Annotated in this window: 22 protein-coding genes; 6 read left to right on the top strand and 16 right to left on the bottom strand. The window is 45.7% G+C overall.

The window, feature by feature from the left end:
• Window positions 1-25: 25 nt before the first annotated feature.
• Window positions 26-3,412 carry a midas domain-containing protein gene (locus HBAL_RS02490; RefSeq protein WP_015826351.1) on the top strand — a complete coding sequence of 1,129 codons (3,387 nt, stop codon included), beginning with the start codon at window positions 26-28 and terminating at the stop codon, window positions 3,410-3,412.
• A 140-nt stretch (window positions 3,413-3,552) separates the two neighbouring features.
• Complete coding sequence (locus tag HBAL_RS02485; protein ID WP_015826350.1) at window positions 3,553-3,951, top strand: chorismate mutase; 399 nt, start codon at window positions 3,553-3,555, stop codon at window positions 3,949-3,951.
• Here the strand turns inward: HBAL_RS02485 and HBAL_RS02480 are convergent.
• Window positions 3,915-4,283 (bottom strand): Hpt domain-containing protein, encoded by a 369-nt coding sequence (locus HBAL_RS02480; RefSeq protein ID WP_233356727.1) that lies wholly within the window; start codon window positions 4,281-4,283, stop codon window positions 3,915-3,917. The genes HBAL_RS02485 and HBAL_RS02480 overlap by 37 nt on opposite strands.
• 372 nt (window positions 4,284-4,655) lie before the next feature.
• On the opposite strand from HBAL_RS02480, the gene HBAL_RS16745 reads away from it, so the two are divergent.
• Both HBAL_RS16745 and HBAL_RS02475 read left to right on the top strand, forming a co-directional pair.
• Window positions 4,656-4,793 carry a hypothetical protein gene (locus tag HBAL_RS16745; RefSeq protein ID WP_015826348.1) on the top strand — a complete coding sequence of 46 codons (138 nt, stop codon included), beginning with the start codon at window positions 4,656-4,658 and terminating at the stop codon, window positions 4,791-4,793.
• A 173-nt stretch (window positions 4,794-4,966) separates the two neighbouring features.
• A complete protein-coding gene (locus HBAL_RS02475; protein ID WP_015826347.1) occupies window positions 4,967-6,907 on the top strand; it encodes a coiled-coil domain-containing protein in 1,941 nt (646 codons plus the stop codon).
• Between the two features lie 65 nt (window positions 6,908-6,972).
• Here the strand turns inward: HBAL_RS02475 and HBAL_RS02470 are convergent, their stop codons facing one another.
• From HBAL_RS02470 to HBAL_RS02440, 7 genes are all read right to left on the bottom strand, one after another.
• Window positions 6,973-7,347 carry a VOC family protein gene (locus tag HBAL_RS02470; RefSeq protein WP_015826346.1) on the bottom strand — a complete coding sequence of 125 codons (375 nt, stop codon included), beginning with the start codon at window positions 7,345-7,347 and terminating at the stop codon, window positions 6,973-6,975.
• A 204-nt stretch (window positions 7,348-7,551) separates the two neighbouring features.
• Window positions 7,552-8,319: an ABC-type transport auxiliary lipoprotein family protein gene (locus HBAL_RS02465; protein ID WP_015826345.1), complete on the bottom strand. Its 768-nt coding sequence runs from the start codon at window positions 8,317-8,319 to the stop codon at window positions 7,552-7,554.
• 17 nt (window positions 8,320-8,336) lie between these two features.
• Entirely contained in the window at window positions 8,337-9,281 is a 945-nt protein-coding gene (locus HBAL_RS02460) for an MlaD family protein (protein WP_015826344.1), read from the bottom strand.
• Between the two features lie 14 nt (window positions 9,282-9,295).
• Window positions 9,296-10,072 carry an ABC transporter ATP-binding protein gene (locus HBAL_RS02455; protein WP_015826343.1) on the bottom strand — a complete coding sequence of 259 codons (777 nt, stop codon included), beginning with the start codon at window positions 10,070-10,072 and terminating at the stop codon, window positions 9,296-9,298.
• Window positions 10,072-11,214 (bottom strand): MlaE family ABC transporter permease, encoded by a 1,143-nt coding sequence (locus HBAL_RS02450; RefSeq protein ID WP_015826342.1) that lies wholly within the window; start codon window positions 11,212-11,214, stop codon window positions 10,072-10,074. The genes HBAL_RS02455 and HBAL_RS02450 overlap by 1 nt, the downstream gene beginning before the upstream one ends.
• Window positions 11,215-11,279: 65 nt before the next feature.
• Window positions 11,280-12,440, bottom strand: coding sequence for an MFS transporter (locus HBAL_RS02445; protein WP_015826341.1), 1,161 nt, complete (start codon window positions 12,438-12,440; stop codon window positions 11,280-11,282).
• A gap of 113 nt (window positions 12,441-12,553) precedes the next feature.
• The gene (locus HBAL_RS02440) at window positions 12,554-13,192 is read right to left on the bottom strand and encodes a hypothetical protein (protein WP_233356726.1); all 639 of its coding nucleotides are present in this window, start codon (window positions 13,190-13,192) and stop codon (window positions 12,554-12,556) included.
• Window positions 13,193-13,317: 125 nt separating this feature from the next.
• On the opposite strand from HBAL_RS02440, the gene pip reads away from it, so the two are divergent.
• Complete coding sequence (pip, locus tag HBAL_RS02435; RefSeq protein WP_015826339.1) at window positions 13,318-14,289, top strand: prolyl aminopeptidase; 972 nt, start codon at window positions 13,318-13,320, stop codon at window positions 14,287-14,289.
• A gap of 78 nt (window positions 14,290-14,367) precedes the next feature.
• Here pip and HBAL_RS02430 read toward each other — a convergent pair whose 3' ends face one another.
• The 6 genes from HBAL_RS02430 to HBAL_RS02405 form a co-directional block, all read right to left on the bottom strand.
• Window positions 14,368-15,771, bottom strand: coding sequence for a sodium-dependent transporter (locus tag HBAL_RS02430; RefSeq protein WP_015826338.1), 1,404 nt, complete (start codon window positions 15,769-15,771; stop codon window positions 14,368-14,370).
• 92 nt (window positions 15,772-15,863) lie between these two features.
• Window positions 15,864-17,003: a rod shape-determining protein RodA gene (gene rodA / locus HBAL_RS02425; RefSeq protein ID WP_015826337.1), complete on the bottom strand. Its 1,140-nt coding sequence runs from the start codon at window positions 17,001-17,003 to the stop codon at window positions 15,864-15,866.
• A gap of 3 nt (window positions 17,004-17,006) precedes the next feature.
• Window positions 17,007-18,974, bottom strand: coding sequence for a penicillin-binding protein 2 (gene mrdA, locus HBAL_RS02420; protein WP_015826336.1), 1,968 nt, complete (start codon window positions 18,972-18,974; stop codon window positions 17,007-17,009).
• Window positions 18,971-19,477 (bottom strand): hypothetical protein, encoded by a 507-nt coding sequence (locus HBAL_RS02415; protein ID WP_015826335.1) that lies wholly within the window; start codon window positions 19,475-19,477, stop codon window positions 18,971-18,973. Before HBAL_RS02415 ends, mrdA begins: the two co-directional genes overlap by 4 nt.
• Window positions 19,474-20,418, bottom strand: a complete 945-nt coding sequence (gene mreC / locus HBAL_RS02410; protein WP_015826334.1) for a rod shape-determining protein MreC — start codon at window positions 20,416-20,418, stop codon at window positions 19,474-19,476. The genes HBAL_RS02415 and mreC overlap by 4 nt, the downstream gene beginning before the upstream one ends.
• A gap of 89 nt (window positions 20,419-20,507) precedes the next feature.
• Entirely contained in the window at window positions 20,508-21,548 is a 1,041-nt protein-coding gene (locus tag HBAL_RS02405) for a rod shape-determining protein (RefSeq protein WP_015826333.1), read from the bottom strand.
• Window positions 21,549-21,967: 419 nt separating this feature from the next.
• Between HBAL_RS02405 and HBAL_RS02400 the strand changes: the two genes are divergently transcribed.
• Window positions 21,968-23,197, top strand: a complete 1,230-nt coding sequence (locus tag HBAL_RS02400) for an MFS transporter (RefSeq protein ID WP_015826332.1) — start codon at window positions 21,968-21,970, stop codon at window positions 23,195-23,197.
• 68 nt (window positions 23,198-23,265) lie between these two features.
• Here HBAL_RS02400 and HBAL_RS02395 read toward each other — a convergent pair whose 3' ends face one another.
• Together HBAL_RS02395 and HBAL_RS02390 are read right to left on the bottom strand one after the other, a co-directional pair.
• The gene (locus HBAL_RS02395; protein WP_015826331.1) at window positions 23,266-23,934 is read right to left on the bottom strand and encodes an OmpA family protein; all 669 of its coding nucleotides are present in this window, start codon (window positions 23,932-23,934) and stop codon (window positions 23,266-23,268) included.
• Window positions 23,935-24,140: 206 nt separating this feature from the next.
• Window positions 24,141-25,682 (bottom strand): 2-isopropylmalate synthase, encoded by a 1,542-nt coding sequence (locus tag HBAL_RS02390; RefSeq protein ID WP_015826330.1) that lies wholly within the window; start codon window positions 25,680-25,682, stop codon window positions 24,141-24,143.
• Window positions 25,683-25,832 lie beyond the last annotated feature (150 nt).

The following is a 25,832-nucleotide window of genomic DNA, read 5'->3' as shown; positions in this document are numbered from 1 at the left end:
TATAGATTCTATTGGGCGAGTTACCATGACTTTTTGGCGTCAAGGCAGCAATGATTCATTAAATGACAAACTGGTGCGTCCACGCAGCAGCGGTTCATACTGGGATAGTAAATCTCAATCAAACGCAAAAGAAGAAGCCGTAGAGACTCCTCTAAAAGATGCACAAGATGTGTTTTCAGACGTGTCTGAGCAAATCAGTGAGAGCGCTGAATCAGCTTTAGATGATACAAAAGATGAAATCACAAAAGCGGTAGAACAGATTTTCCCAGAAGATCTAAAAACAGACGATTCGACAGACTTACCTGATATTCCATCAGATCTACCCGACCTTGATGCACCAACAGACACGATTCAGCTCGAAGAAGCAGATCTTGATGACGTATTGGCAGCACCTCCAGTTCTTGAAGATTTAGATGAATTGGACGACAGTCTAGAGCTAGAAGAATCATTGGAAGATTCAGACGTCACTTCAATTGAATCTTTGTCCTTTGATCAAGAAAACGAATACAGTCTTGAGAATGAAGATGACACAGAAAAATTCACTTTAGGTACTCCTCCGCCACCTCCAGAAGACGAACTGATTGCACTGGAAGAAAGCGAAAGTCTAAATATTCCTGACATTGACGTTAATGATTTAGAAACCCCAACTTTAGAAACTACTGATATAGAAATTCCAGATTTGGAAGAAGCTGAACTCGTTTCTGACGCTTCCGAACTCGGCAAAATGCCACCCGTCCTGCCAGTCAGTGGACGCGGCTCTGGAAACACAGCCCACAAATTGGATCAGGAAGAGTTTCGAGACAATGACACCAGTGTTGACACAGAAAGTGATGAATTAGTCGTGCCGGATGCACGACTAGATAGCGACGAACTCGACACTAAATCGAGTCAAAACTCGCCATCAGAAGACAAAAACGGATCTGGTCAGGTTATTGCCTTCCCGCCAAGTCAGGGCAAATCCAGCCAAACTGACACCCAAGCAGATGATGGTCTCACTGAAGAAGAGCGCTTGGCAGTGTCACTTTCCGCAGGTGCCGGCGCAGCGCATTCAACCACGAAAAATTCACCGTTCAACACCCGTCTGGCAAAACCAAAAAACTCAGGCCCAATCGTAACACCCCGCCAAACTGCAGCGACGTATTACGATTCTGACGAGCAAGTTTACGAGCCAGGTGTAGATGACAATGATGGATATTATGTTCCATCACAGGATGATTCTGATGGCAGCGGACGCCGCATCGCCCTATATCTAGCGGGTGCTGCATCAATTTCAGCTATATGTGCTGCTGTATACTTCATGCTGCCCAAAGGCGATGATGATAGTGTTCAAATCGCTGATGCTGGAAATAACACTGCGCCAAGCCAGCCAAATATCACTGCACGTGATACGACGACAACAGATGCGGCAACAACAGCTTCCAGTTCAACATCTGCCGATGCACCGCTCAACGACCAGCGTGTATTCTCAGACCTAACAGCAAGCGGAACAGAAAATTCTGACACCGCAATTAGCGAACCATCCAGTGAATTATTTGCTTCAATCCCTAAAGAGAGCGAAACAACAACACCTACGGATTCTCGCACGCTATCGCCAAACTCAACAACACTTTCGTCTCCAGATCTAAAATCTGCTGAAATTACAAAGCCTAAAGTGTCTGAAAAAGCTCCAAGCTTGACGCTTTCAAAACCTGCCGCGCCGATCATTGCGCCGCCAGCAGCCAAAACAACACCACCTGAAGTAACGCAGCCCACCACCTCTGCAAAAGTGACAGCTCCGACAATCGCACCCAAACCTGCGAAACCTAAATTGTTCGGAAATTCCACTTCAACAGCAAAAACGAAGCAGCCACTTCTATCTAAAATCCTGCGCCCAAACACAGCAAAAGCGATAGCTCCGGTAAGTGTTAGTGTTGGAGAGCGTGTATATGATGGCGTCATGCGCGCTGGCAGCATGCCTCAAACCATTATTGATGCATTGTTTGCAAACGGATCATATCTGGCTGCTAAAGAACAAAAGCAATTTGCATACAATGTACGTCACGCCGCCAAAACGACTCCAGATGGTGAAGTCAATTCAATCATCACACAAAATGGAACACGCGTAGATCTTCACTTCCTATCTACTCAGAATGAAGTTCGTCCAACTTTTGTATCGCGAGCTGATAATATCGAGCCGTTACCGCGCTACATGCTGCTCAAAGATGACTGGGTGCGCGTTACAACACCAACAAAATTACATGCCGCTCCACGCCAATATGATCAAACTGTACTGAAAAACCTACCACTCAGCACTACGCTTGAGCGCATGGGATCCGTCACGGATTCATCTGGTGAGCAATGGTCTATGGTTGGTCAAAACGGGATCGCGATTGGATATGTCCCCTCTCTCGACCTTGTCAGCCTGTCAGACACGCAAACTCAAACAGTCAGCCCATTTACAACGACCGTATCACAAAGCGTTGTAGAACGTATTGATGTCAGCACACCTTGTCGTGACTATACAATATCTGTCGGCGGCACAGGCTCAAGCCATGCTGCTTGCATGACACCAGACGGTGATTGGATGACAAAAGAAGGTGCCACATCTGGTCTCTCTTTTGTTAACACACCAACGCCTTCAATGATCACGAGCGCGCCTCTCGCTTCAAATGAGCTCGCATATTCTAGTTCAAATGACACTTCGCGTTCCGCTCTATCCGAAGAAGCTGAAGCTATTTTATTTGAACCTGAAACATTGCGCCGCGATGCCCGTCATGGTCGAGGCTCTGCAAGCCAACGTATCGGCACGCTGTTCAGTCAGACAAACACGATCAAAGCTGTGAGCATTTCTTCACCCGATGGCCAAACTGGCCAATTATCCTTTGATGGAAAAACAGCTAACTCTGAAACATCCGCTCAAACAGCGACGCCAATCGCTCTGACAACAAGCCTTGTTAAACTTGAAAAACAAGTTCGTTTAATGAATGCTCCTGGTGGTACAATTGTACCAAATGCTGACACAGTTATGCGCGGCGAAGTTTTAGAAGCTGTTTCTGTATCAACAACACCAACCGGCGAAAGCTGGACATTACTTGGTGAAAACGGTGTTGGATATGGATATGTGCGCACAGATTACACGTCGACAATTTCAGCGTATGAAACCGACGCATCAATGCGCTATGATGGCTTTAATGCAGCCACAGCTTTAGGCGGAACTGTCAATTCTGCAAGTGACGTTTCAGGTGATGAATATCAACCTCCTGCCCCAGACTGTCAAACAGCGACTTATGCAACAGGCAGCGAAACGGGTATTTTAAAGGCTTGCTTGCAACCAAACGGTTTGTGGACAGCGGACGTTCAGCCAAATACTGGCTATGACATTCGCTCAACAGCACAAATGGATTTCCTACAGGGTGGTTCAAATCTCTGGTAGAAGACACCAGAATTTAAACATAAACATATTGAAAACAGGCCGCGTGAAAATGTCGCCTGTTTTCTTTGACTTCTTGTCATAACGGTAAGTTCAGCATACCCCTTCCTCATCATTCCTTCATAAAATGAGCGAGATAAGAATTGAGTAAGTCCACCTCCCAAAGCGCCTCAGATGGCTCTGACACAAATCACATCACGGGTGAGACCTATAATTCCGACCCTCGCAAGAAAACAGGCCCTGAATGCGAAAGCATGACGGATGTTCGATACGAGATAGATCGAATAGACCGCCTCCTTGTGGAGATACTCGCTGAACGTACAACTTATATAAAAGCTGCTTCGCGCATTAAACCAGATAGAGAAATGGTTCGCGATGTGCCGCGCATTGAAGATGTCGTTGCAAAAGTGTTAGCTCATTCCAAGGAACACAATCTACCAGCAGAGATTGCAGACCCTGTCTGGCGGTTATTGATAGAGCGCTCCATCGCGTATGAATATAGCTCTTACGATGCCTTAAAGGATTCTGACATCGACAATTGATGCTCAACCTTTGCTAATGCTTCGGTGGCTTCGGTCATTTTATCTTTGATTGCGCTGATCAACACACCCGCTTCTGCAGCGGAAACATTTCCTTCACGACCACGTATTTCTGCCGCATGGCATGCTTCTCCTAGCTCCATTGCACCAATACTGCGCGCCGACCCTTTAATTGAGTGCGCAGCATCAGCCCATTGCTCGCACGGCGCGTTAACATCAAGCAGTCGCCCCCAAATGTCACTTTGATGTTTAAAAATACCTAAAACCTCTCGCGCAAGCTCTACGTCACCGCCAGTCATGGCGTTAAGGTGGTCCAAATCGATTATTTTACTCATCATTTCTCGCCTATTGGTCCTATAGAACGTCGCACATTAAATTTGCTAAGCATTATATGAGCAGCAAGAGAATAAAGATGCCTTAATGGTTAGTCTGCCTGACAAAAAATCCAAAAACCTCCAATTGGCATAACGGTTCAGCTCGTTCCGAAATGATACAATTCCGGTGTTGATTGTCCCAAATATAAACAGTCACAGATCTAACATTACAATTCCTCCCCAAAGACATCCTGTAAATACAGATCTCCCCTCTTCTATGCTCCAACCAGCCTTGAACCACTGTCAAATATTCGTTTTTCGACTTTAGAATGAAGTTTAACTTGATTTTTGACTTTTTTGACATCATTGTCCCGACAAACTGTGGAGGCAATTATGCTGGGTCTTTTAATTCTCGTTCGCGATTCTTTGCTTGTTTTATTGATGTCTTGGGCTGGTTTAGACGTTACTCCAGAGAAACAAGACGACTCGAATAAACCACAAGCGTCTGCAAGCGCCCAACGTCTGTTTTAATTAATCACACCGTCATCAAGGCATTCTGAGCACGAGTATTTGTGTTCGATTATAAGAATACTCAGGTTTTACATGGGTATATTTTCGAAAAATTCGCTTAACTGGCTAATTTGACATGTAATGGCCCAGATCTTGACTGTATAAAGACAGAGTCATCTGTATAGTTGTATGTCATGAACAAAGTAGCCAAACCTATTCAAAGCAAAAAAGACCTCGAAATAAGGTTAAGCCAAGCCCGTAAAGCCGGTAGCTGGATGCCTTGGGGCACGACCGCTCTTGCCTTCACATGGTGGGGCGGAGCAGCAGCCTATTCAATCGGCAAATATGGTGTTGCAGCCCTTCAGGAAATGCCTCCTGCGGAACTAGCAGGTGCTGTCGCTATGGCCGCAGGGCCCGGCCTGGCTTTAATCATGTCTGGATTCATGGCACGGGAATCAACACGCTCCGCAAGAGCAAATGAACTCGTACTTGCTGCAACTCAAGAATTGCTTTCACCAGCTTCCGCTTTGTCCGGCGAAGTGGATACACTTGGATCTGTAATAGCTCAGCGTTCTGATGAAATCTACGATACACTTAACGAGACTGAAGCCCGCGTTCAAGTCATCCGTCAGGATATGGAAGAAAGCTCAAATGCTGCAATAAAAGCTGCTGAGATTGTGCGCGCTGATACTGAAGCGCTCAAATTCAAACTTGCAGCTGAACGTGATGAATTGTCCAGCCTGTCTAATTCTATTCGTTCTCAGGCGGCTTCATTATCAGAAGCCATCCCGATGCATGCTGAAAAAATGACGCGTGCAGCCACGATGGCTCAAAACGAAGTTCAAAAAGCCGGTAAACAATTAGACGACCGCCTCAACACTATTGAAGTGACCGGTAAAAATCTCGCTGCCTCTGCCGCAAACCTTGATCATATGACAGCCGAAAGCCGCAAACGTGCGCAGCAATTGGTGCAGTCACTTATGTCTATCAATGAAAACCTACTTGGTTCATCGCGCACAGTTGATAATGCACTGAAAGCCGGCGACATGGCCGTTGAAGCTTCCAAGGCAACAGCCGCAGCAATTCGTCAGGCCATGGATAATGCCCTAGATGGTGCACGGATTTCATCCGAACAAGTTGCTCAACAAGCTTCAAAAACAAATAGTGAAGCCGAAGAAGCAATGAAACGCCTGATCGAAACAGCAGCACGTGCTGAAGGTCTTGTAAAACAGGCTATGGAAACAACCAACAGCCATGTTGAAGAGACTGAAAAACGCATGGACCGTATGGGCGAGCACATGTACACAGCTGCTACGCGCGCAACACAAGCAGCAGAAGCTGGACTTGATCGCGCTAGGTCTCGTATCGAACGCGCATCTCAACTGTTAAATGATGGTCTCGACGACACTGTCTCAAATGCTCGTAGAGTAGAAACACCTTATGAAGCACCGGCTCCACGTGTGTCAAAACCGGCCCCGCGCCCTTCTCGCACTGAAGAGACAGTTACACCAACGAGAGTTGAACCAAAACACACACAAGAACCAGACTTTTCACCCTTTGATCCTCTAGAAATTGAAGACTTAGACAACACTTCTTCAACACCAGATTACCAACGTGGCGGCGCCAAACCAACAGCAACAGCAGAACCTTCTAGTGCGACAGCTGCAGCAGCTCACGAAGCTCATACTCTTGAGCAAGAAAAAAGACGCTCAAAAACAACACAACAAGACGCCCAGTCCAGCATGTCTTGGCGTGACCTGCTTTCAAGCATAGGGACAGAAGGCAACGAAGAAGAGCATCACCAAACTGCGCTAGCTTTCGTTGAACAATTGGACCGTTCAGGCATTCGACTAAAACGCGCAATTCGTTCTTCTGACCTACGTCGTATTGCAGCAGCAACTGCAAGAGGTGAACGCCAGCGTCGTCGGGCAACCAAGCAAGCAGCCCCGGGTGAGCTTACACAAATACAACGTCTACTTACCCAAGACGAAGACTTGCGTATTGCAGCTGAGAGCTATCTCGCACTCGAAGAAAACGAAGCAATGAAATTTTTGGAAAGTGCTGAACGCTCACGTGAAGATGCAGACCCGAGACTAGCAGCCTATTTGCTACTGGATGCCGCACTAACAAAATAACTTAGAAAACAATGAAATCCCGCTAGAATATAGAATTCTAGCGGGATTTTTTTATAAGCAGGTTTCTATTCTGCTACGATACAAAAAGCATTCAATTTATTGCCATCAAGATCACGGAAATAAGCGGCGTAAAACCCACCGCCACGTGGGCCCGGTTTTCCTTCACAACTCCCACCGAGTTCGATGGCTTTCTCATAAAGAGCCTTAACCTGATCTGGCTTTTCTACCGCCAAGGCAATCATAACGCCGTTTCCGACAGTCGCCGCTTTGCCATCATGCGGCTTTACAACAGAAAAAGCTGTCGCTTCAGGGCTTGTGCCCCACACAACATATCCATCGGTTTCCATTGTACGTTTTGCGCCAAGTTCTGCAAAAAATGCATCATAAAATTTAGTTGCGCTTTCAAAATCATTTGTGCCAACAGTTGTATAGCCAATCATGATTAAACCCCTTGCATATCAATTAAACGATGCAAGTTTGATACATGCCCTGCTGACACAAAACTGACAGTAGAGATTCCATTATTTATTCTTTAGAAAAGAATCACGAGTGCCGCTTGGCAGTGGACAAAGAACCAGTCGCAATAAAAAACCGCCTAAACAAAGAATGTTTAGACGGTTTTATAAATTATTTATAATATGAAATCAGGTGTTTAATTGAATTTCAGGTGGAAATTCTGGAATAATCTCTTCTGGCTCCAACTCATTTTCTAATTCGTCTTTGGCCGCATCTTCATCCTGTTGCTTTCTACGTTCAGCGCGTTTTTCAAGACGTTTAGCACGACGTTCAGCATCAAGATCATATGGCTGTGCATGTGTTGCCACAAAATCAGCGGTAATTTCCGCTGCATTGCTAATCGCACGCGCCAATGCCTCAGCGCGATCTACAGATTTTTTATTCTCTAGCAACTCAACAGCTTGCAAAACATCCGAAGCAATAATGCTCTTATCACCAGAACGAGTCAGCACCACACGTACCTTACAAACAGCTTCTTCTTTTTCATTATCTACTGTCAGGTCCAATATGCTCAGTCTAAGATCATATTCACCACGCGCACCAACCTGCACTGGCACGGCTAACCCATCGCCTTCGGAGACAGTTAGTGCATCCACGACAGCAGCTTGGAACAATCGGGCTGGCGAGTCTGCCCAACGCACATCATTGATATATTGAATACGTTGGTTATCAGACGCAGCGATTTCAGCACCAGAAATTGCCCCCATGGCATCAGGAATATGAACAACAATATTCGTGTTCAATGGAGAGCTGGCACCGCGCATCCCAGATGTTGGCAACCGTACCAAAGCATCAGGCTGTTTAGGCTCTGGCAGTACAGATACACACCCGCCCAGTCCCATTCCAACAAGAATAAGAGGAAGCACATACATTTGCTTTTTCAAACGAATAAACATTTTCTATCTATTTCCCATTACTCATATGGTTTGACATCGCCAAGCACAAATTCTCGTGGATCGCGTTCAAGTTCAGCAACAACACCGTCCAGTCTCTGCACTAACAATTGCACATCCTGTAACGTCGTCGATAATTCGCTCATAACTTCTTCTGCGCTCGGTGCAAGTTCGTCCATAACAACCCCCTCAACTGAGCCGACTGCATGATCTGCACTTTTAACAACATTCTGCATGTCTTTAAGCAAAAGCATTGTATCTTTCGTCATCAACGCCACATTCGCATCAAATTGGACACTCGCAGCATCCACAGCCACAGCAGCATCATTCATGGCTATACCAGCCCCCTCCAGCGCTTGAATAGCGCGCTGAGCGTCGGCAGCAATTCCATTCTGACCATTCGCCACATCTGTCAAATCTTCGATATTTGCTAGAATATTAGAGATGCGGGTCACATTTTCATCTCTAAACATTCGGCTCACGCGATCCAGTGCATCCGTACTCGATTCAATGAGCCCCTCTCCGCCTGAAAAGATTTTATCCAATTGCGTCTTGTCCGTTTTAATACGCGGCGGATAGGGACGAATGCCTTTGTTCAATAGCGGTTCATCAGGGCTACCTGCTTTGATCTGAATAAATGTCATGCCTGTAATACCGAGCAGCCCTAATTCAGCACGAGAATCTGACTTAACCGGCGTGTTTGCATCAACGCGAATTCTCGCAATCACATTATTTGGGTCTTGTGCATCAAGCCCTAGATCAGTGACCTCTCCAACTTTGATACCGTTAAAGCGAACCTCTCCACCTTCAGACAACCCATTAACAGCCCCTTCGAACACGACGTCAAAGACTGAAAATTCTTTGGAGAATTGAACCTTGGATATCCAAACTGCGAACAGCACAAAAGCCACCATCGCCATAAGAACGAAAGCCCCGATCAGTCCGTAATTTGCGCGCGTTTCCATTTGAACCGCCCTTTCTAACTATTACCCAGAGCTGCGCGTCCACGCGGCCCGGAAAAGTATTCTTGTATCCAAGGATGAGGGTTTGCTCGAACTTCATCCATCGTCCCAACAGCCAACACTTTGCCATCGTTTAAAACTGCTATCCGATCACAAACAGCATGTAACGAATCCAAATCATGCGTCACTAAAAATACAGTAAGCCCCAACGCATCACACAAAGAGCGCAATAACAGATCAAAATTTCCCGCACCAATTGGATCCAGTCCAGCAGTTGGCTCATCTAGGAATAACAATTTTGGATCAAGCGCCATAGCACGCGCCAAAGCAGCACGTTTGCGCATTCCACCAGACAGATCAGAAGGACGTTTAGGAGCTGCATCCCCTTCCAAACCAACCATTTGTACTTTCATACATGCCAATTCTTGCATCAATGCAATAGGCATATCTAGGTGTTCGCGCATGGGTGCCATAATATTTTCTTGGACGCTAAGCGTTGAAAACAATGCTCCATCCTGAAACATAACACCCCATTTTTGTTCAATCACTCGCCGCTCTTCTCGATCAAGCGATGTAAGGTCTTGCCCGTAAACTTCGATATCCGCTTTCTTAGGTTGAATAAGTCCAACTATCGAACGCAACAACACAGACTTCCCTGTACCTGAAGGTCCTATCACACCCATGATTTCACCATCACGCACATCAAGGTCTAGATCTTTATGCACCACTTTAGTGCCAAACTGATTGGTCAGATTACGCACACGAATAGCAAGCTTGTGATCATCTTCCATCATTACAATCCCATCTCCATATAGAGGATGGCAAAGATTGCATCGATGACAATGACAAGGAAAATGGCCTGAACGACAGATGAAGTGGTGCGCTGACCAAGAGATTGAACATCACCTGATACAAGCAATCCCTGACGACACCCAACCAGCGCAATTACAGTTGCAAACACAGGCGCTTTTACAATTCCTACCCAAAAATTTTGACCTGGAACGGTGTCTTGAATGCGTTGAATGAACATGGCTGGGGAGATATCCATCACACCCCACATCACCAACAAACCTCCCACGAGTCCCGAAATCATCGCAAAAAATGACAGGAAAGGTGTCATCACAAGCAATGCTATTAACCTTGGAGCCACCAATACTTCCATCGGGTTCAACCCCATGACCCGCATTGCATCGACTTCTTCCCGCATCTTCATTGCGCCAATTTCAGCCGTAAATGAACTATCCGTTCGCCCCGCCAGCAAAATAGCCGTCAGCACCAAACCAAATTCACGCAACATCAGAAATCCGACCATTTCGACAGTGAAAACTTGCGCCCCAAAAGATTGAAGCAAATTCACCCCCAAAAAGGCGATCACGATACCGATAAAGAAAGATAACATCGACACGATTGGAAGCGCATTCAAGCCTGCTTCTTCCATTATAGCGACAACGGATGTCCACCGTATTTTCTTGGGATTTAGAAGCAAAAAGAAAACAGTTGTGAATGCTTCACCGATGAATTCCAAAATACCCCAACCCTCTTTTAAGGCATCGACAGTTCCATGGCCAACTCGGTCAAGCAACTGGGTGAAGCCATGCCTATCTTTTGCTTTCTTAACTGGCTCAGGTTTGGCAGCGTTTACAGCGGTAAGCAGGGAGATGACACTATGTGTGTCTCCAACTATTTTCGCCAAACTACCAGAAGGGGCACCCAATTGGCGAAGCGTACGATCCACAACATACGCACCGGCAGTATCAAAATCTTCTAATTGAGAGACATCTAACGAGACATCTTTACTGACATCTTTGGACGTGAGTTGACGTAAGGGTTTATCAATTGCACCAACAGTGAATGCCGTCCACGCTCCCTCCAGCACCATAACAGGATCACCCGCTAGGTCTGTAGTGATATCAAATCGAGCTTGGGCATGTGCCAAGAAGCGCTCCTATCGCGTCCATTCTTGACTTAAACTCTACTAAATAGCTTTAAAAATCACCTACTTTATCGTTCAAGGCGAGTAGATATCCTTAACATCATCAAGCACGCGAATAAGCCTCCAATTGCCGCCAATGCAGCCATAGCCCAATATCCTCGAACGCCAATTCCTTCGTATAAATAGCCAGATAATACCCCAGCAGCCCCAGTCATAGCGCCAGCAATCGCAGCAAGAAGAGACAATGCCAAGGTCTGATCTTGTTTGGCAACCTCGCTATGCACCATGCGAACACCTCCGATAAATGTCGCAGCAAAGGTTAATGCATGGAGATTTTGTAAAATAAAAGCACTTAACAGATCAGGGGCAAACCCATACGAAACCCAACGCAGCACTGCCCCTATCGCCCCTATCAATACGAGACGCTGAGGTGTAACCCATGCTGGAAATTTAGATGCAAAAGCAAGAAATGCTATTTCTAGCAATACGCCTGTTACCCATAAAAAACTAATTTCTGTTCCCGAAAACCCCTGCTTTTCCCAGATCACTGTGGAGAACCCATAATAAAATGCATGAGCTGCCTGAATGCAGGACGCGCTTATCAAAAGCAAATATAAGGTAGGACGTCGATATAATCGGATACCTCGCGCCATACGCGACCACAGCCCAGCTTCTGTGCCGCTTTCTCCCAAGGGAATGGACGGCACCAACCAACCTATCAGCATCAAGCCAACAAAGAGACAAGTGATCACCGGCACCAAACTGGACACACCAACATATTGGATAAGAAAACCACCAGAAAATACGCCGAATACAAAAGACAGGGATGCTAGAGCACGCCCTTGACCAAAACTTGGTCTGCTTTCGCCAGCCACGAGTAAAAGGCTAGATTCTCCCAACGGGATGATAGCGTGCACTATCGACATCAAAAAGAAGCCAACAATCGCAAGTAAAATTGGATCAAAGGTGAGATTTAATACAAAATAACCAAATCCGGCCCCAGCAGCCATTAGAACCGAAGCAATTTTTGCTGTGCGCGCATCGGCCCATCCAGAAATCACCGGTCCAACGATAACACGCGCCAAAAGAGCACCAAATAGTACGAAGCTGATCTGAGGCCCATCTAGACCACGCGCAGTTTCCAGCCAGACCGGCAAATAGGGTAATTGAAGCCCAAAAATAAAATAGAAAAGACTTAGATATGCTGTGGCTCGCCATGCGTTACTCATGTCGAGCAAATTCCTTCAATCAAACTGTCTTAGCTTAGACTATTTAAACAAGAAATTTCTTGGCGCAATTAAAAATATCGCACTTTTCAGATCAATCGACCCAATTGAAATTATTATGAAGTGGGCTCTTCCAAGGATGCCAGAACTTCAGACATACGTGCCGCAGCAAGTCCATCCACAATCAAACGCGCCAATTCCAACTCTTTGTCGAATGGCTCAAGAACTTTAACCGGGTCAATATCTTCCAACGCGGAACTATCTGTTTGCTTTATTCTTAAAAATGATGCTGCAAATGTTTCCCGCGCTTGTCCGGCGTGAATCACGACGCGTTCAAATTCACGTACATCAGCATTTCTAGGCTTGGTTACAGCCCCATGAGATGGCAATAATGCCTGCGCGAGTTGATTTACCTCGGCGAGACTTTCAATCGCACTTGAAACATCATAATTGACTAATTCAGCAATTTCACTTGCGTCAGGCTCAAATTGCGTAAGATGTTCCCAGTAAGCTTTGCCAACCTCATTGTCACCGCCCCATATTTTCATCAGTGCTGAAAAGTTACTTTCGCCATTTGCCCATTTTGAGTCCTGACTTGTTTCACAAAAAGCGACTGATGCTTTATGTAATTCAGACTGGGGTTTCGTAAGCTGTATCTCAGTTTCAGATACAGTTTCAAAAACAGCAACTGTGGCACAGCCACTAGACAACAGAGTAGTTCCAGCAATGATTCCGACGAAAATTCTACGCGACAATACCTTTTCCCCGCTTAACACCGTTTCACCCACCCTGTTGCATATAACAACAATTTAGAAGAAACGTGAACATCTTTTAACGAGAGTCCTTCAATTCTTTATAAAACAGTACTAGTGAAGCAGTCATGAACAATAATCGATCACGCAAATTTCTTTTTCCCAGAATAGACTCGAATAAAGTTGGGCGTCTTCGTGTATCCGACATTCACGAACTATACTGGGAAGAATCTGGAAATCCCGACGGTATCCCCGTTATCGCTCTTCATGGTGGCCCTGGCGGCGGCTCAAACCCAGACATGCGCCGTTTTTTTGACCCGACCAAATACAGAATCATTATTTTTGACCAACGTGGGTGTGGTCGCTCTTCTCCATTTTCGGAATTGCAAGAGAACACGACTTGGGATCTCGTTTCGGATATGGAAAAACTTCGCGAGCACCTGAAAGTCGAAAAATGGCTATTATTTGGTGGATCATGGGGAAGCACACTCGCCCTCACATACGCAGCCGTTCACCGATCAACGACACTAGGCCTAGTATTGCGCGGTATTTTCCTTCTCACAAAAGCAGAAATTCAGTGGTTTTATCAGGAAGGTGCGAGTCGCCTCTTTCCGGACGCGTATGATAGATACATTGCTCCAATTCCTAAAAGTGAACGTAACAACCTCCTTAAAGCCTTCTATTCACGCCTTACAGGCAGCGATGCAGAAGAGCGCGCGGCGGCAGCTAAATCTTGGTCTCAATGGGAGGGAGAAACTCTTTCTATACGAGGCCCATCAATGCTTCCTTCCAAATTTGAAGAACAAGCGTTTGTCGATGCTTTTGCCCGCATTGAATGCCATTATTTCTGGAATAAAGGCTTTTTTGAAAAAGATGGCTGGTTATTGGAACAAGCAGCAAGTTTTGGAAATTTGCCAGGTGTCATTGTTCACGGTCGATACGATGTTGTCACGCCGCTTTCGTCGGCATGGGCACTGAACAAAGCTTGGGATGGTGCGGAACTAAAAATTATTGGTGATGCTGGGCATTCCAGCATGGAACCTGGAATAGTGGATGAGCTCATACGAGCCACAGAATTGATGGCAGAAAAATTTAGTTAGCTTCGCCGTAATATTCAATAAAAAGGCAGCTTCGGAATGTCGAAGCTGCCTTTTTTTTATTTTCAATAATCAGTCGCCTTAAACGGATTTATTGCTACCAATTAGGCTTTCCATAAATGCTGGCATTTGCACGCCAAATGTGTCCTGCAATCCATCGAAAATTCCAAAGAACAGAATAATTCCGACAAAAACAGGCACAAACCAACGCAGTGCCGTATACCAAACTGCATGCAATTTCTGATCTTCGATTTCTTCCAGCATATCTAATTTTGGCAAAACCCAACCAATAAAGATCGCTATAAATAGCGCTCCCAGAGGCAGAAGAATATTCCCCGTCAAGAAATCAACAAAATCCAGATAATCTCCAGAATAAATATATGCCACGCCAACAACAAAAAGAATGAATGCCATTCCCATGGATGCACCCATGCGATGAACACCATGACGCTCTTCGAGCCAAGAAACTGACACCTCATAGAGTGAAATTGAGGATGTGAAAGCTGCAAATAATGCTAATGAGAAAAATACCATGGCAATAATGTTACCGCCAGGAATACTCCCAAAAGCGACCGGAAGAGACACAAAGAACAATCCAGGCCCACCAGCTGGGTCAAGTCCCGCTTGAAATACGATTGGAAAAATCGCAAACCCTGCGATAATCGCAACCATTGTATCCGCTCCCGCTACGATAAAGGATGACCGCGGGATATTAGTGTCTCTTGAAAGATATGACCCGTAGGTAACCATCAATACAGATCCAACACTCAATGAGAAACAAGCTTGACCAAGCGCTGCTAGGAACGTGCTAAAATTCACAGCACTCCAGTCTGGTGAAAGAAGAAATGATACAGTCTGTTTCAGGTCACCCGTTGTAACCGCAAATGCGACAACTCCTAAAAGCATAATGAAGAAAGCAGGCATCAAAATAGTTGCTGCTTTTTCAATGCCGCCTTTCACACCGCGCCCAACAATCACAGCATTGGCTATTAGGAACACCAATAATAGCCCCATTATATTGCCGCGATTACTGATCGTTTCACCGAAATTCTGACCAGATTGTTCAGGCGTGATCCCTGCGAAATTACCGCCTATCGCTTGAAGTACGAAAGCTAAAATCCACGCGGAAATCACCATATAGAATGAAACGATGAAAGTTGACGCAAAAACACCAACCCAACCGATAATACCCCAATTTTCGGATTTACCTGCATTTCGCGCTAAAGATTGAATACCCTCAACTGACGACATACCAGCTTTACGGCCCAATGCATATTCTCCCATGAGAACAGGCAAACCGATTGCCACGACACAGAGCAAGTATATCAGAATAAAGGCCCCGCCTCCATTCTCTCCCGCCGTGTATGGAAAGCGCCAGAAATTTCCAAGGCCAACAGAAGATCCAACTGCCGCCATAATGAAACCAAAACGTGATCCCCAAGTATCACTCTTTCGGCTAATATCCCCCGATGGATTGCCCACCATATAATTATTGCTCCGCTTGTCTATTTTACGCAAATCAGCACTAGAACTTCACCGAACCGAGCACGAAGGTCAATCATTTCATTGAAATTGCGCTAAAGAACCCCTTTAAGGACCATTGTTTGATCACGGTGGATGTGAACCATTAAAAGAATAGAAAACCCTAACATTACCGTCATCATCGCCGTCCCACCATGCGAAATCAACGGCAATGGTACACCAACAACGGGCATCAAGCCCATGACCATTCCGATATTAACCACGACATAGAATGCCAACGTGGCGACCACTCCCGCCGCCGCCAACGCCCCAAACACTGTTGTTGATCGATTGCCGACCAAGAGACCAAATATCAAAGCAACAGCCCATGCGGTCAAAAGCGACATTGAACCAACAAATCCAAATTCTTCTGCAATAATCGTAAAAATGAAATCTGTGTGCTGTTCGGGAATGTAATTATTCTGAGACTGCGTGCCTTGCATAAAGCCTTTGCCTTGAAGGCCTCCAGACCCAATTGCTATTTTTGCTTGCTGTAATTGATAGCCCGCACCAAGCGGATCTCTTGAAGGGTCCAGAAAGGTATAAACGCGTTCTTTCTGATAATCTTTCAAACCAAACTGATAGACGGGCCAAATAGACAAAAGTACCCCGAGTATGCCCGCTATAATTATTTTCCATGATAATCCAGCACAAAAAATAACAACTCCGCCTGTGGCAGCCAGCATCAATGACGTTCCCAAATCAGGTTGCTTCAATACAAGTATTGTAGGAACGATAATAATGATTCCCGCCATAATATGATTCCACAAATTGGGCGGGCTGTTTTCACTCGTTTGATGATAATATCTTGCCAAAGCGAGCAAAATCGCAATTTTCATAAATTCCGATGGTTGAATCAAAACGGGTCCGATATCCAGCCAACGCTGAGCACCTCCTCCAATTGTTCCAAACAGTTCAACTAAGACAAGTAAGAAAAGCGCCCCCAAATATAGTGGATAGGCGATCATCGCCCATAATCGAATTGGGGCCAGCGCTAAACCGATTGTTGCAAGTAACACGAACACAAACCGCGTTATATGTTGCCACGGAATATCCGCCATACTTGGGTCTTTAAGCGTGACGGAAACCAAAACTGCCGTACCAAAAGAAGCAATCGCAATAAATGTCAGCAATAATGACCAGTGTAAGTTTCTCAACTTATCAATCAAAGTTAGCTTTTCGGCGATAATCCGCATTAATTAAATCGCCTCACTCGTGGAAGTTTTATTTTCTTCCTGCGCCATTGGGCTTGCCACTTTGTGCGTCTCTTTTGAAACGGGGTCTCGCTTCAACGTTTCTGTCATTATATCTCTTGCTATGGGGTAAGCTGCACTCGACCCACCACCATGATCCACAATCACACTACATACATATTTAGGATTGTCGGCAGGTGCATAACATACAAACAAGCCGTGATCTCGCAATTTCCAAGGTAATTGGTCGTTCTTAACAACACCGGTGACACGTTCTGCTGTTGAAATACGGCGCACTTGCGCTGTCCCCGTCTTACCGGCCAAACGTTGACCATTTCCGACATCACCAGCACGCAATGCTGTCCCTCCTGGTTCAGATGTCACGGCATACATACCAGCTCGCAATTGATCAGCAATTTCAGAATCCAGAGGCTCATAATGCGGCACCCCCGGATCAGGCGCAGCTGCGCCGCCAATGAATACTTTTGGCGACGGTGAGGCATTTTCTGCGGCAATTCTGGCTGTCATCACGGCCAATTGAAGCGGCGAAGTCGTCAAATATCCCTGACCAATACCATAATTGAGCGTTTCACCCTCATACCATGGCTCCTGTTTAGCAGCTTGCTTCCAAGCCGGATCAGGAACCACACCGGCATTCCCACCAGTCATCCCCAACTCATATACTTGTCCCAGCCCCATTTTCCGGGCCATATCTGCAATTCCCTGCACACCAATGCGACGTGCAATATCATAAAAATACACATCACAAGATTTCTGAATTGCGCCCTTCATATTGACAGAACCATGCCCGCCACGCTTCCAGCAGTGGAAGTCCCGGCCACCAAACCATGTTTTTCCGCCGCAATACACATGATCATTAGGTGTTGCGACGCCTGCTTCCAAAGCTGCTGCCGCGACAATCATCTTAAACGTTGACCCTGGAGGATACAGACCATCATAAGCTTTGTGATAAAGCGGAGATTTTTTATTGCCTAAAAGGTCATTATATTTTGACTGAGATATACCAGATACAAAGTCATTCGGATTGAACGCTGGTGTTGAAGCCATGGCAATGAGTTCGCCACTCTTAATATCCATGACAACTGCGCTACCGCTTTCTTCACCAAAACGGGCAATCGCAAATTTCTGAATTTCCGCATCAAAGCTTAAAACAATATCTCCACCGTCTTTGGGGGCGACATCATCACTTGGCAGCCGATCTACGATACGACCTGAAGCATTTACAGCAATCCGTTGGAAGCCAGGTATCCCTCTCAAATATGTTTCGGCATGCTGCTCAATCCCTTGGCGGCCCAAACGCATATCTGGGTGGCGATAAATTCTTTGCATGCGGCTTTGAATTTGCCGTTGTCCCGCAAAATCATCAGGACCAATTTGCAAACGGGCAATTTCCGCAGCTATCAAACTATCAAGCTCTTCCCTATTGGGGCGTGCGACATAGCCAATTGTGTGCGCAAAAGCTGCTCCCATAGGGTAAGAGCGCAATTCGCCAACTTCCGCATAAACACCTCTAAACTCTGGTGCATGCACATTGATACGTGAAAAATCTTGCCAACTTAAATCATCAGCGACTGGAATGGGCACAAACCTAGCCTGCTGCCGCGCTTGCAATAAAATTTTACGATGTTTACTTCCTGAGATGGGAATATATCTGCCTAAATGAGTAAGCGTATTCTCAAGATTATCTGTCTCTTCAGGAACAATCAGCACATAAAAATTTCTTTTATTGGATGCTAGTCGCTGTCCAAACCGATCAAAAATCACACCTCTACGTGCAGGCGCAGGGTCTAACCTGATCCTATTTTCCGTTGCTAATTCCGCGTATTCGTCACCCTCAAACAATTGCAGCTGCGTTAACCGAGCAGCCAGTCCTGTCCATAACACAGCTCCCGCTGCTCCCATAACTATGGAACGGCGAGTAAATTCAGCATCTTTTGATCTATTAGCACTCATACAGACAACGCCTCGTCATATGGGGCAAACAACGGACTTAACAAATAATATAACCCAAGAGTCCAAATGAGGTCTCCAACTAATGACAAGTCGATAACTTGAGCACCGCCAGCAATATCTCCAGCTAAAGACAGCCCCATCAAACCTGCAATACTACCGATAATTATCGAAACAAATTCAACTGGTATTGAAGCTGACATCGCTCGAAAACTGCCTCTTGCCACTAGGCCTGCACCATATCCACACAAGCCAGCCAACGCCCATGCTCCAAGGGGAGCTTCGCATATGAAATCTTGAAACAAACCTACGAACACAATCAAGACAGCGGCCCAAATAGACATACCCAACCGTACAGTCGAAAGTGCATAAAGCAGCACGGCAATCGGCCAAGTGTCAGTCAATGGGAAAGGCATATGGTGAAGCAACGGCGTTGCACCGAGCATACATATGACTATCGCAAAAACCGCTCCAAGAAACAGCCTTATGCGTGTGGTTGTGTTCAAGGGCGACCTCCAACATTCGTACCACCCTGCTCAGAATTTGAAGCTTCTTCAAAACTTTGACTTGTGAGATTTTCATCCGTATTAGGTGTTAAAAGCTTGCCATCACTTATCATCAATTCCTCAGGTGTAACAAAGCTTGGAGGTGGCAAAATTCTTACGAAATCTATCGCATCGCGTTGCATCGCTAAGTCTAGACGCCATCCTTCTTTATCCTGATGAGCAAAGCCCACGCGAAGGCCGCGCTCAAACAACCCGTCATCACCAGATGTGACCCACTCTTCGCCCTCAACAATTTTATCCGGCGTTTCGGCATGCAATATGCGCGCGCCCACTTTTTTATCTCCAACAAGCAAAGCGCGGTCCAACGAAGTTCTCCCCATGACAGGAATACGACTATTATAATCTGTCAAAAGCAAAATTCGAGACGTGCGATGACCAGTTCGAACAACCCGCCCTAACAGGCCGTGTTCATTAACGACGGCGAATCCATCAAAAACACCGTGAACTGCACCCGCATTTGCAATCCGTGAATGCGTGAATGGTCCATTTGTTTCAGCAATGACGCGCGCTGTAACACCGCCGATTTGAGGTTCTCCCATTAGATCAAGCATATTCTCATACTCAACCATGCGCAGCGACATCGTTCTTGATGCTTCTCGCCAACGTTCTAAGGAGTGAACCTGACTTTCAAGTTCACGAATGCGCTCTTTGGAGGCTTTGTTTGCAAACAACCATGTGTATCCGGCAAAATGATGATTGGCCGCACTTGATAGTTGCGATGTGATCCCATCCATACGTGCTCGGGCAGGCTGCAAAGCCCTGCGAACATCGGAGGAAGACTGAACCATCAACAAGCCAAGTAAAGCGATAGCAATACCCGCAATTCCGGCACGCGCTGCAAAGCGTGGTGCACCGACTTGATGTCGCGCATGCCTAGCCATGAGACTGCCTCCATTCTGAATATGGAAGCCTCCCATACAGAGAGGCACCCAAAACGCTACTACACTTTACCCTGATTTGGTCTAATCGTTTAGACGTCGGGCGCAAGAATATCTTTCATGTTTTCGAAATCTTCAAGAACAATACCGGAGCCTTTAACGACACATTTTAAAGGATCATCAGCAACTGTCACTGGTAATTGAGTACGCTCTTTAAGCACAACATCAAGGTTACGAAGCAGCGCGCCCCCACCGGTCAACACAATACCCTTATCAACGATGTCAGCTGCAAGCTCTGGCGGCATTGCTTCTAGTGCTTGTTTAACCGCTTCAACAATTTCAGAAACCGGATCTTGAAGTGACTTAGCAACCATTGCTTCAGAAACAGATGCCTCTTTGGGCACACCATTCATAAGGTCACGTCCACGCACCTCAATGGACATGCCATTACCATTGTCAGGAATTTTTGCTGTCCCAATTTCTTTCTTGATACGCTCAGCAGACGCCTCACCAATCAATAGATTTTCTTCACGCCGCAAGAAGTTCACAATGGCTTCATCCATTTTGTCACCACCCATGCGAACCGAACGCGAATACACAATTCCACGCAAAGACATCACTGCGACTTCGGTTGTACCACCACCAATATCGACGACCATTGAACCAGATGGTTCATCAATCGGTAGGTTGGCACCGATAGCAGCAGCCATTGGCTCATCAATCAAATGCACCTGACGTGCTCCAGCCATAAGCGCAGATTGGTGAATTGCACGACGTTCAACCGGCGTAGCACCGGTTGGCACACAGATTATAATAAGAGGAGAAATCAACGAACGCTTCTTCATCACTTTCTGGATGAAGCTTTTGATCATCTCTTCAGCGACTTCAAAATCAGCAATGACTCCATCGCGCATAGGGCGAATAGCTTCCATCCCGAATGGCGTTTTACCAAGCATCAGCTTGGCTTCAGAACCAACGGCGTGCACCACCTTACGCCCGTTTTGTGTGACGTACGCCACCACTGAAGGCTCATCAAGCTGTACGCCTTGTCCTTTAACATAGACAAGGGTGTTGGCAGTCCCCAAATCAATGGCCATATCAGTTGACATCATGCCAAGAAGTTTACCAAACATACATTCGCCACTTTCAATACTAATTGGAACGTTACGTTCCGCATTACAGTTAATTCTACCCTTTATACCTGTTTGCCGTTTCAGAACAATTAAAGCAAGGGGGGCAATCAAAGGTATTGAAATTTAACGGAACGATCAGTACCATTATAACAAAATACTGTTTTTAAATGAAATTATGAGAATTTCCTCATAATTCAAAGCCTGACGCTCAATTGTGGGATATAACAATTTTTCAATCAAAACCCCGAGAACGACAACTAATTTCCCGTCTTTTCGCAATTACCAGCTCATCTTACCAACTTTCAGCAATGCATTTGTTCAATTTTCAAACATCAGAATGATAATAGTTATAAGTTCCATTCTAGACATTTCTCAAATATGAGAACGAATTGGCGTAAGCTATTGCAGGAATCTCAGACATGTCTCAAAAGCGCTTTGCAGCCTTCCAACACAATTCTTATGTCCGCTACTTTATCGCTAGATTTTTAACAACATTCGCTGTTCAAATTTTATCTGTTTCCGTAGGTTGGCAAATATATGATCTCACCAAAGAACCAATCTGGCTGGGATGGATAGGTCTCGTTCAATTCTTGCCTGCTTTATTATTAGTGTTTGTAACTGGCCTATCAGCTGATAAGTATGGGCGTCGCCTCATCATGGGTATCTCATACGCTGTGGAAGCATTGTGTGCAGTTGCGATATTAGCCTTAGCAATGTTCAACCAGATATCTCCGATACCAGTCCTTATCATCCTTACAATCTTCGGAATTGGACGGGCGTTTGCTTCCCCAGCTGTTTCAGCCCTAGCCGTGAATGTCGTTCCCAAAGAAGATTTCGCAAACGCCGTGGCTTGGAACTCATCTTCTTGGCAATCAGCTACAATTGTCGGTCCAGTGATTGGAGGCTTGTTGTATGGCATTTCCGCAGAAACAGCTTACTCCGCTGCATCACTTTTCCTCATAGCATCAACACTTTTAGTCTTTACCATTCCTAAACCTAAACAACGCAAATCCATCGGAGCCACATCCTTTGCAACCGTCGTTGGAGGTTTCACTTTTATCTGGAAAGAAAAAGTAATCTTAGGCGCAATTTCACTAGATTTATTTGCGGTACTATTGGGAGGCGCAGTTGCCCTCCTCCCCGTTTATGCATCAGATATTTTGCAATTAGGTCCAGCAGGATTAGGGCTTTTGCGCGCGGCTCCAGGCATAGGCGCATTAATCATGGTGGGAATCATTACATCTTTTCACATTCGAAGCCATGTGGGCCTTATCTTATTTGCTTGCGTTGCTCTATTTGGTGCATCAACTATCGTGTTCGGATTCTCCACAAGTGCTTGGGTTGCTATACCAGCCCTCATGTTCATCGGGGCGTTTGATATGGTGTCCGTTTATATCAGGGAAACATTGCTGCAATTGTGGACACCCGATGAGATGCGTAGTCGTGTCAACGCAGTAAATTCGATATTCTTAGGTGCCTCCAACGAACTCGGTGAGTTTAGAGCCGGCACAATGGCACACGCCTTTGGTGCTGTCTCAGCAGTTGTCATAGGTGGATTTGCCACAATCGGGGTAGCTGCGTCTTGGGCACTATTATTTCCAGCAATAAGAAAAACCCAAAACCTCGATGTAGAAGAAAAATCACTCTAAACACAAAAATGACACCGCTCTCCACAGTTTGGACGACGGTGCCATTAATTCAAAATATATAGCTTAATTTAATTTGTGTATGGTTCCAAGCGGATCTCTACCCGGCGGTTTAATGGTTCGTTGACCCCATCGCCAGTTGGAACTTTAAGGCGGCTCTCACCATAGCCTGTAACAACCAATCGACCACCTAAAATGCCTTCTTGCATTAAGCGAGCAGCAACATTGTTCGCGCGCGCTTGAGATAGTTCATCGTTTTTCTGATAAGATCCCACAGTGTCCGTGTGACCATCAATAAAGACAACAGTCTTATCAAACTCTTGCAATACCAATCCAACATCTTGGAGGACATAATCAAACTGATTGTTAATTTCCGCGCGGCCTGTTGCAAAAGTGATATCACCCGGCATTACCAGCTGAATTGTATCACCGACACGCGTAACACCTACACCCGTTTCATCTAAGCGCTCACGCAATTTCTTTTCTTGCTGGTCCATATAGCGTCCGCTAGCACCCCCAGCGATTGCACCGATACCTGCACCGATCATAGCATTTTTGGCAGCCTGCTCACCACTAGACGTATTTGTTAATGCGCCCAAAACAGCCCCACCCAAGGCACCAATAGCTGCGCCTTTTGCAGTATTCGAGGTTTTTGTTTCCCGCGAATAGGGATCTGTTGTTTGACAGCCTGCCACCAAAATTGTGGTGCTCAATGCCGCCAAAGCAATAATATTTTTCATAGTAGACTCCCAAATAGGTAACTTAAATTACGTCACCCGCCCAAAGGCTCAAATTGCATATTCATTGTGTTAAACGCTGAACTGACCTTATGGTTCCACCTATTCCCAGAATTTGTTTTTTTCTTGACCTTTCTATCGCGAAATAAAAAAGAGCAATGCTTCAAAGCATTGCTCTTTAGAAAATTCACATCAATTCTAATAAACGTTTAGATATTTGAATCTGAGCTTTTACTACGGCGTATTTCAAGCTTGTTAAAAGCATGAATATAAGCTTTGGCAGCCGAGACGAGTGTGTCTGGATCTGAAGATTTTCCAGTTGCGACCAACCCATCTTCGCTTAATCTAACTGACACTGTTGCTTGCGCATCCGTTCCTTCGGTCACTGCATGAATTTGAAACAATTCCAACACAGCGTCGTGTGGAATAATTGCACGAATGGCATTAAAAACAGCATCAACAGGCCCATTGCCTTCCGCGCGCGCAGATTTGATTTCACCCTCAGTTTCAAGCTCAATCTCTGCGATTTGCGGTCCCTCAGTACCAGCAACAACTTTCAAGGCATGAAGTGATATAAGTTCGTCCGTCCCCGACAATTGATCATCTACCAATGCCATGATGTCTTCATCAAAAACATCTTTTTTCTTGTCAGCCAAATCCTTGAAGCGCCGAAAAGCATCATTCATCGCCTCATCATCTAAAACATAACCTAGATTTTCTAGCTTATCTCTAAAAGCATTGCGACCAGACAACTTACCTAAAACCAAAGACGTAGCCGATACACCCACATCTTCCGGATTCATGATTTCATAGGTTTGATTATTCTTCAGCATCCCGTCTTGGTGGATACCGCTTTCATGCGCAAAGGCATTCTTCCCGACAATCGCCTTATTAAACTGAACAGGAAAACCAGTAATCTGGGACACACGTTTAGAGGCACGAGACAATTTTGTAGCATCAATATTTGTTTCGTAAGCAAACGCATCTTTACGCACACGCATTGCCATAACAATCTCTTCAAGCGCGGCATTCCCCGCTCTTTCGCCAAGACCATTAATTGTACATTCAATTTGACGCGCACCACCAGCAACACCAGCTAAAGAATTGGCAACTGCCAACCCGAGATCATTGTGACAATGTGTGGACCAGATTGCTTTATCTGAATTAGCAACATTCGCGATCAAACGCTCAAACAATTCCTGATATTCCTGAGGGTGTGAATACCCGACAGTATCAGGAATATTGATTGTTGTTGCACCTGATGCAATCGCTAGATCACAACAGCGACACAAAAAATCAAAATCCGTGCGTGTCGCATCTTCTGGCGACCATTCAACATCCTCAACATAGCCACGTGCCTGTGCGACAGATCGGCCAACAGCCTCTAGCACAGCATTTTCACCCATTTTCAGCTTATGCTTCATGTGCACTGGGCTTGTGGAAATAAAGGTGTGAATACGGGGTCGCTCTGCCTTGCGTACAGCCTCACCACATCTTTCAACATCACGAGGCACAGCGCGAGAAAGACCAGCAACAATTATTGAAGAAGATCGACGGGCTACTTCGCTGACGCATTCAAAATCACCGGACGACGCAGCAGGAAAGCCAGCCTCGATAATATCTACGCCCATGCTTTCTAGCAATTCGGCAAGCTCTAGCTTTTCATTCAAAGTCATAGACGCACCCGGTGATTGCTCACCGTCACGCAACGTCGTGTCGAAAATACGGATTTGGTTATTTTTCTCTGTCATATCATTCGCTCAGATTTCTGTATTGGCGCGGAATATTTGAAATTCTATCAGCACCCCTGAACACGCGCCGGTTGCTACCAGCTAAAAGTCAAACGCATCCAGGGGCTAATCAGTGACAGCCCTGCAAGACGCAGTAAGGATAGAAGAGAA

Origin of the sequence: Hirschia baltica ATCC 49814, from assembly GCF_000023785.1 — a bacterium.
GTDB classification, from domain to species: Bacteria; Pseudomonadota; Alphaproteobacteria; order Caulobacterales; family Hyphomonadaceae; genus Hirschia; species Hirschia baltica.
This window is presented reverse-complemented; position numbering and strand designations above follow the sequence as displayed.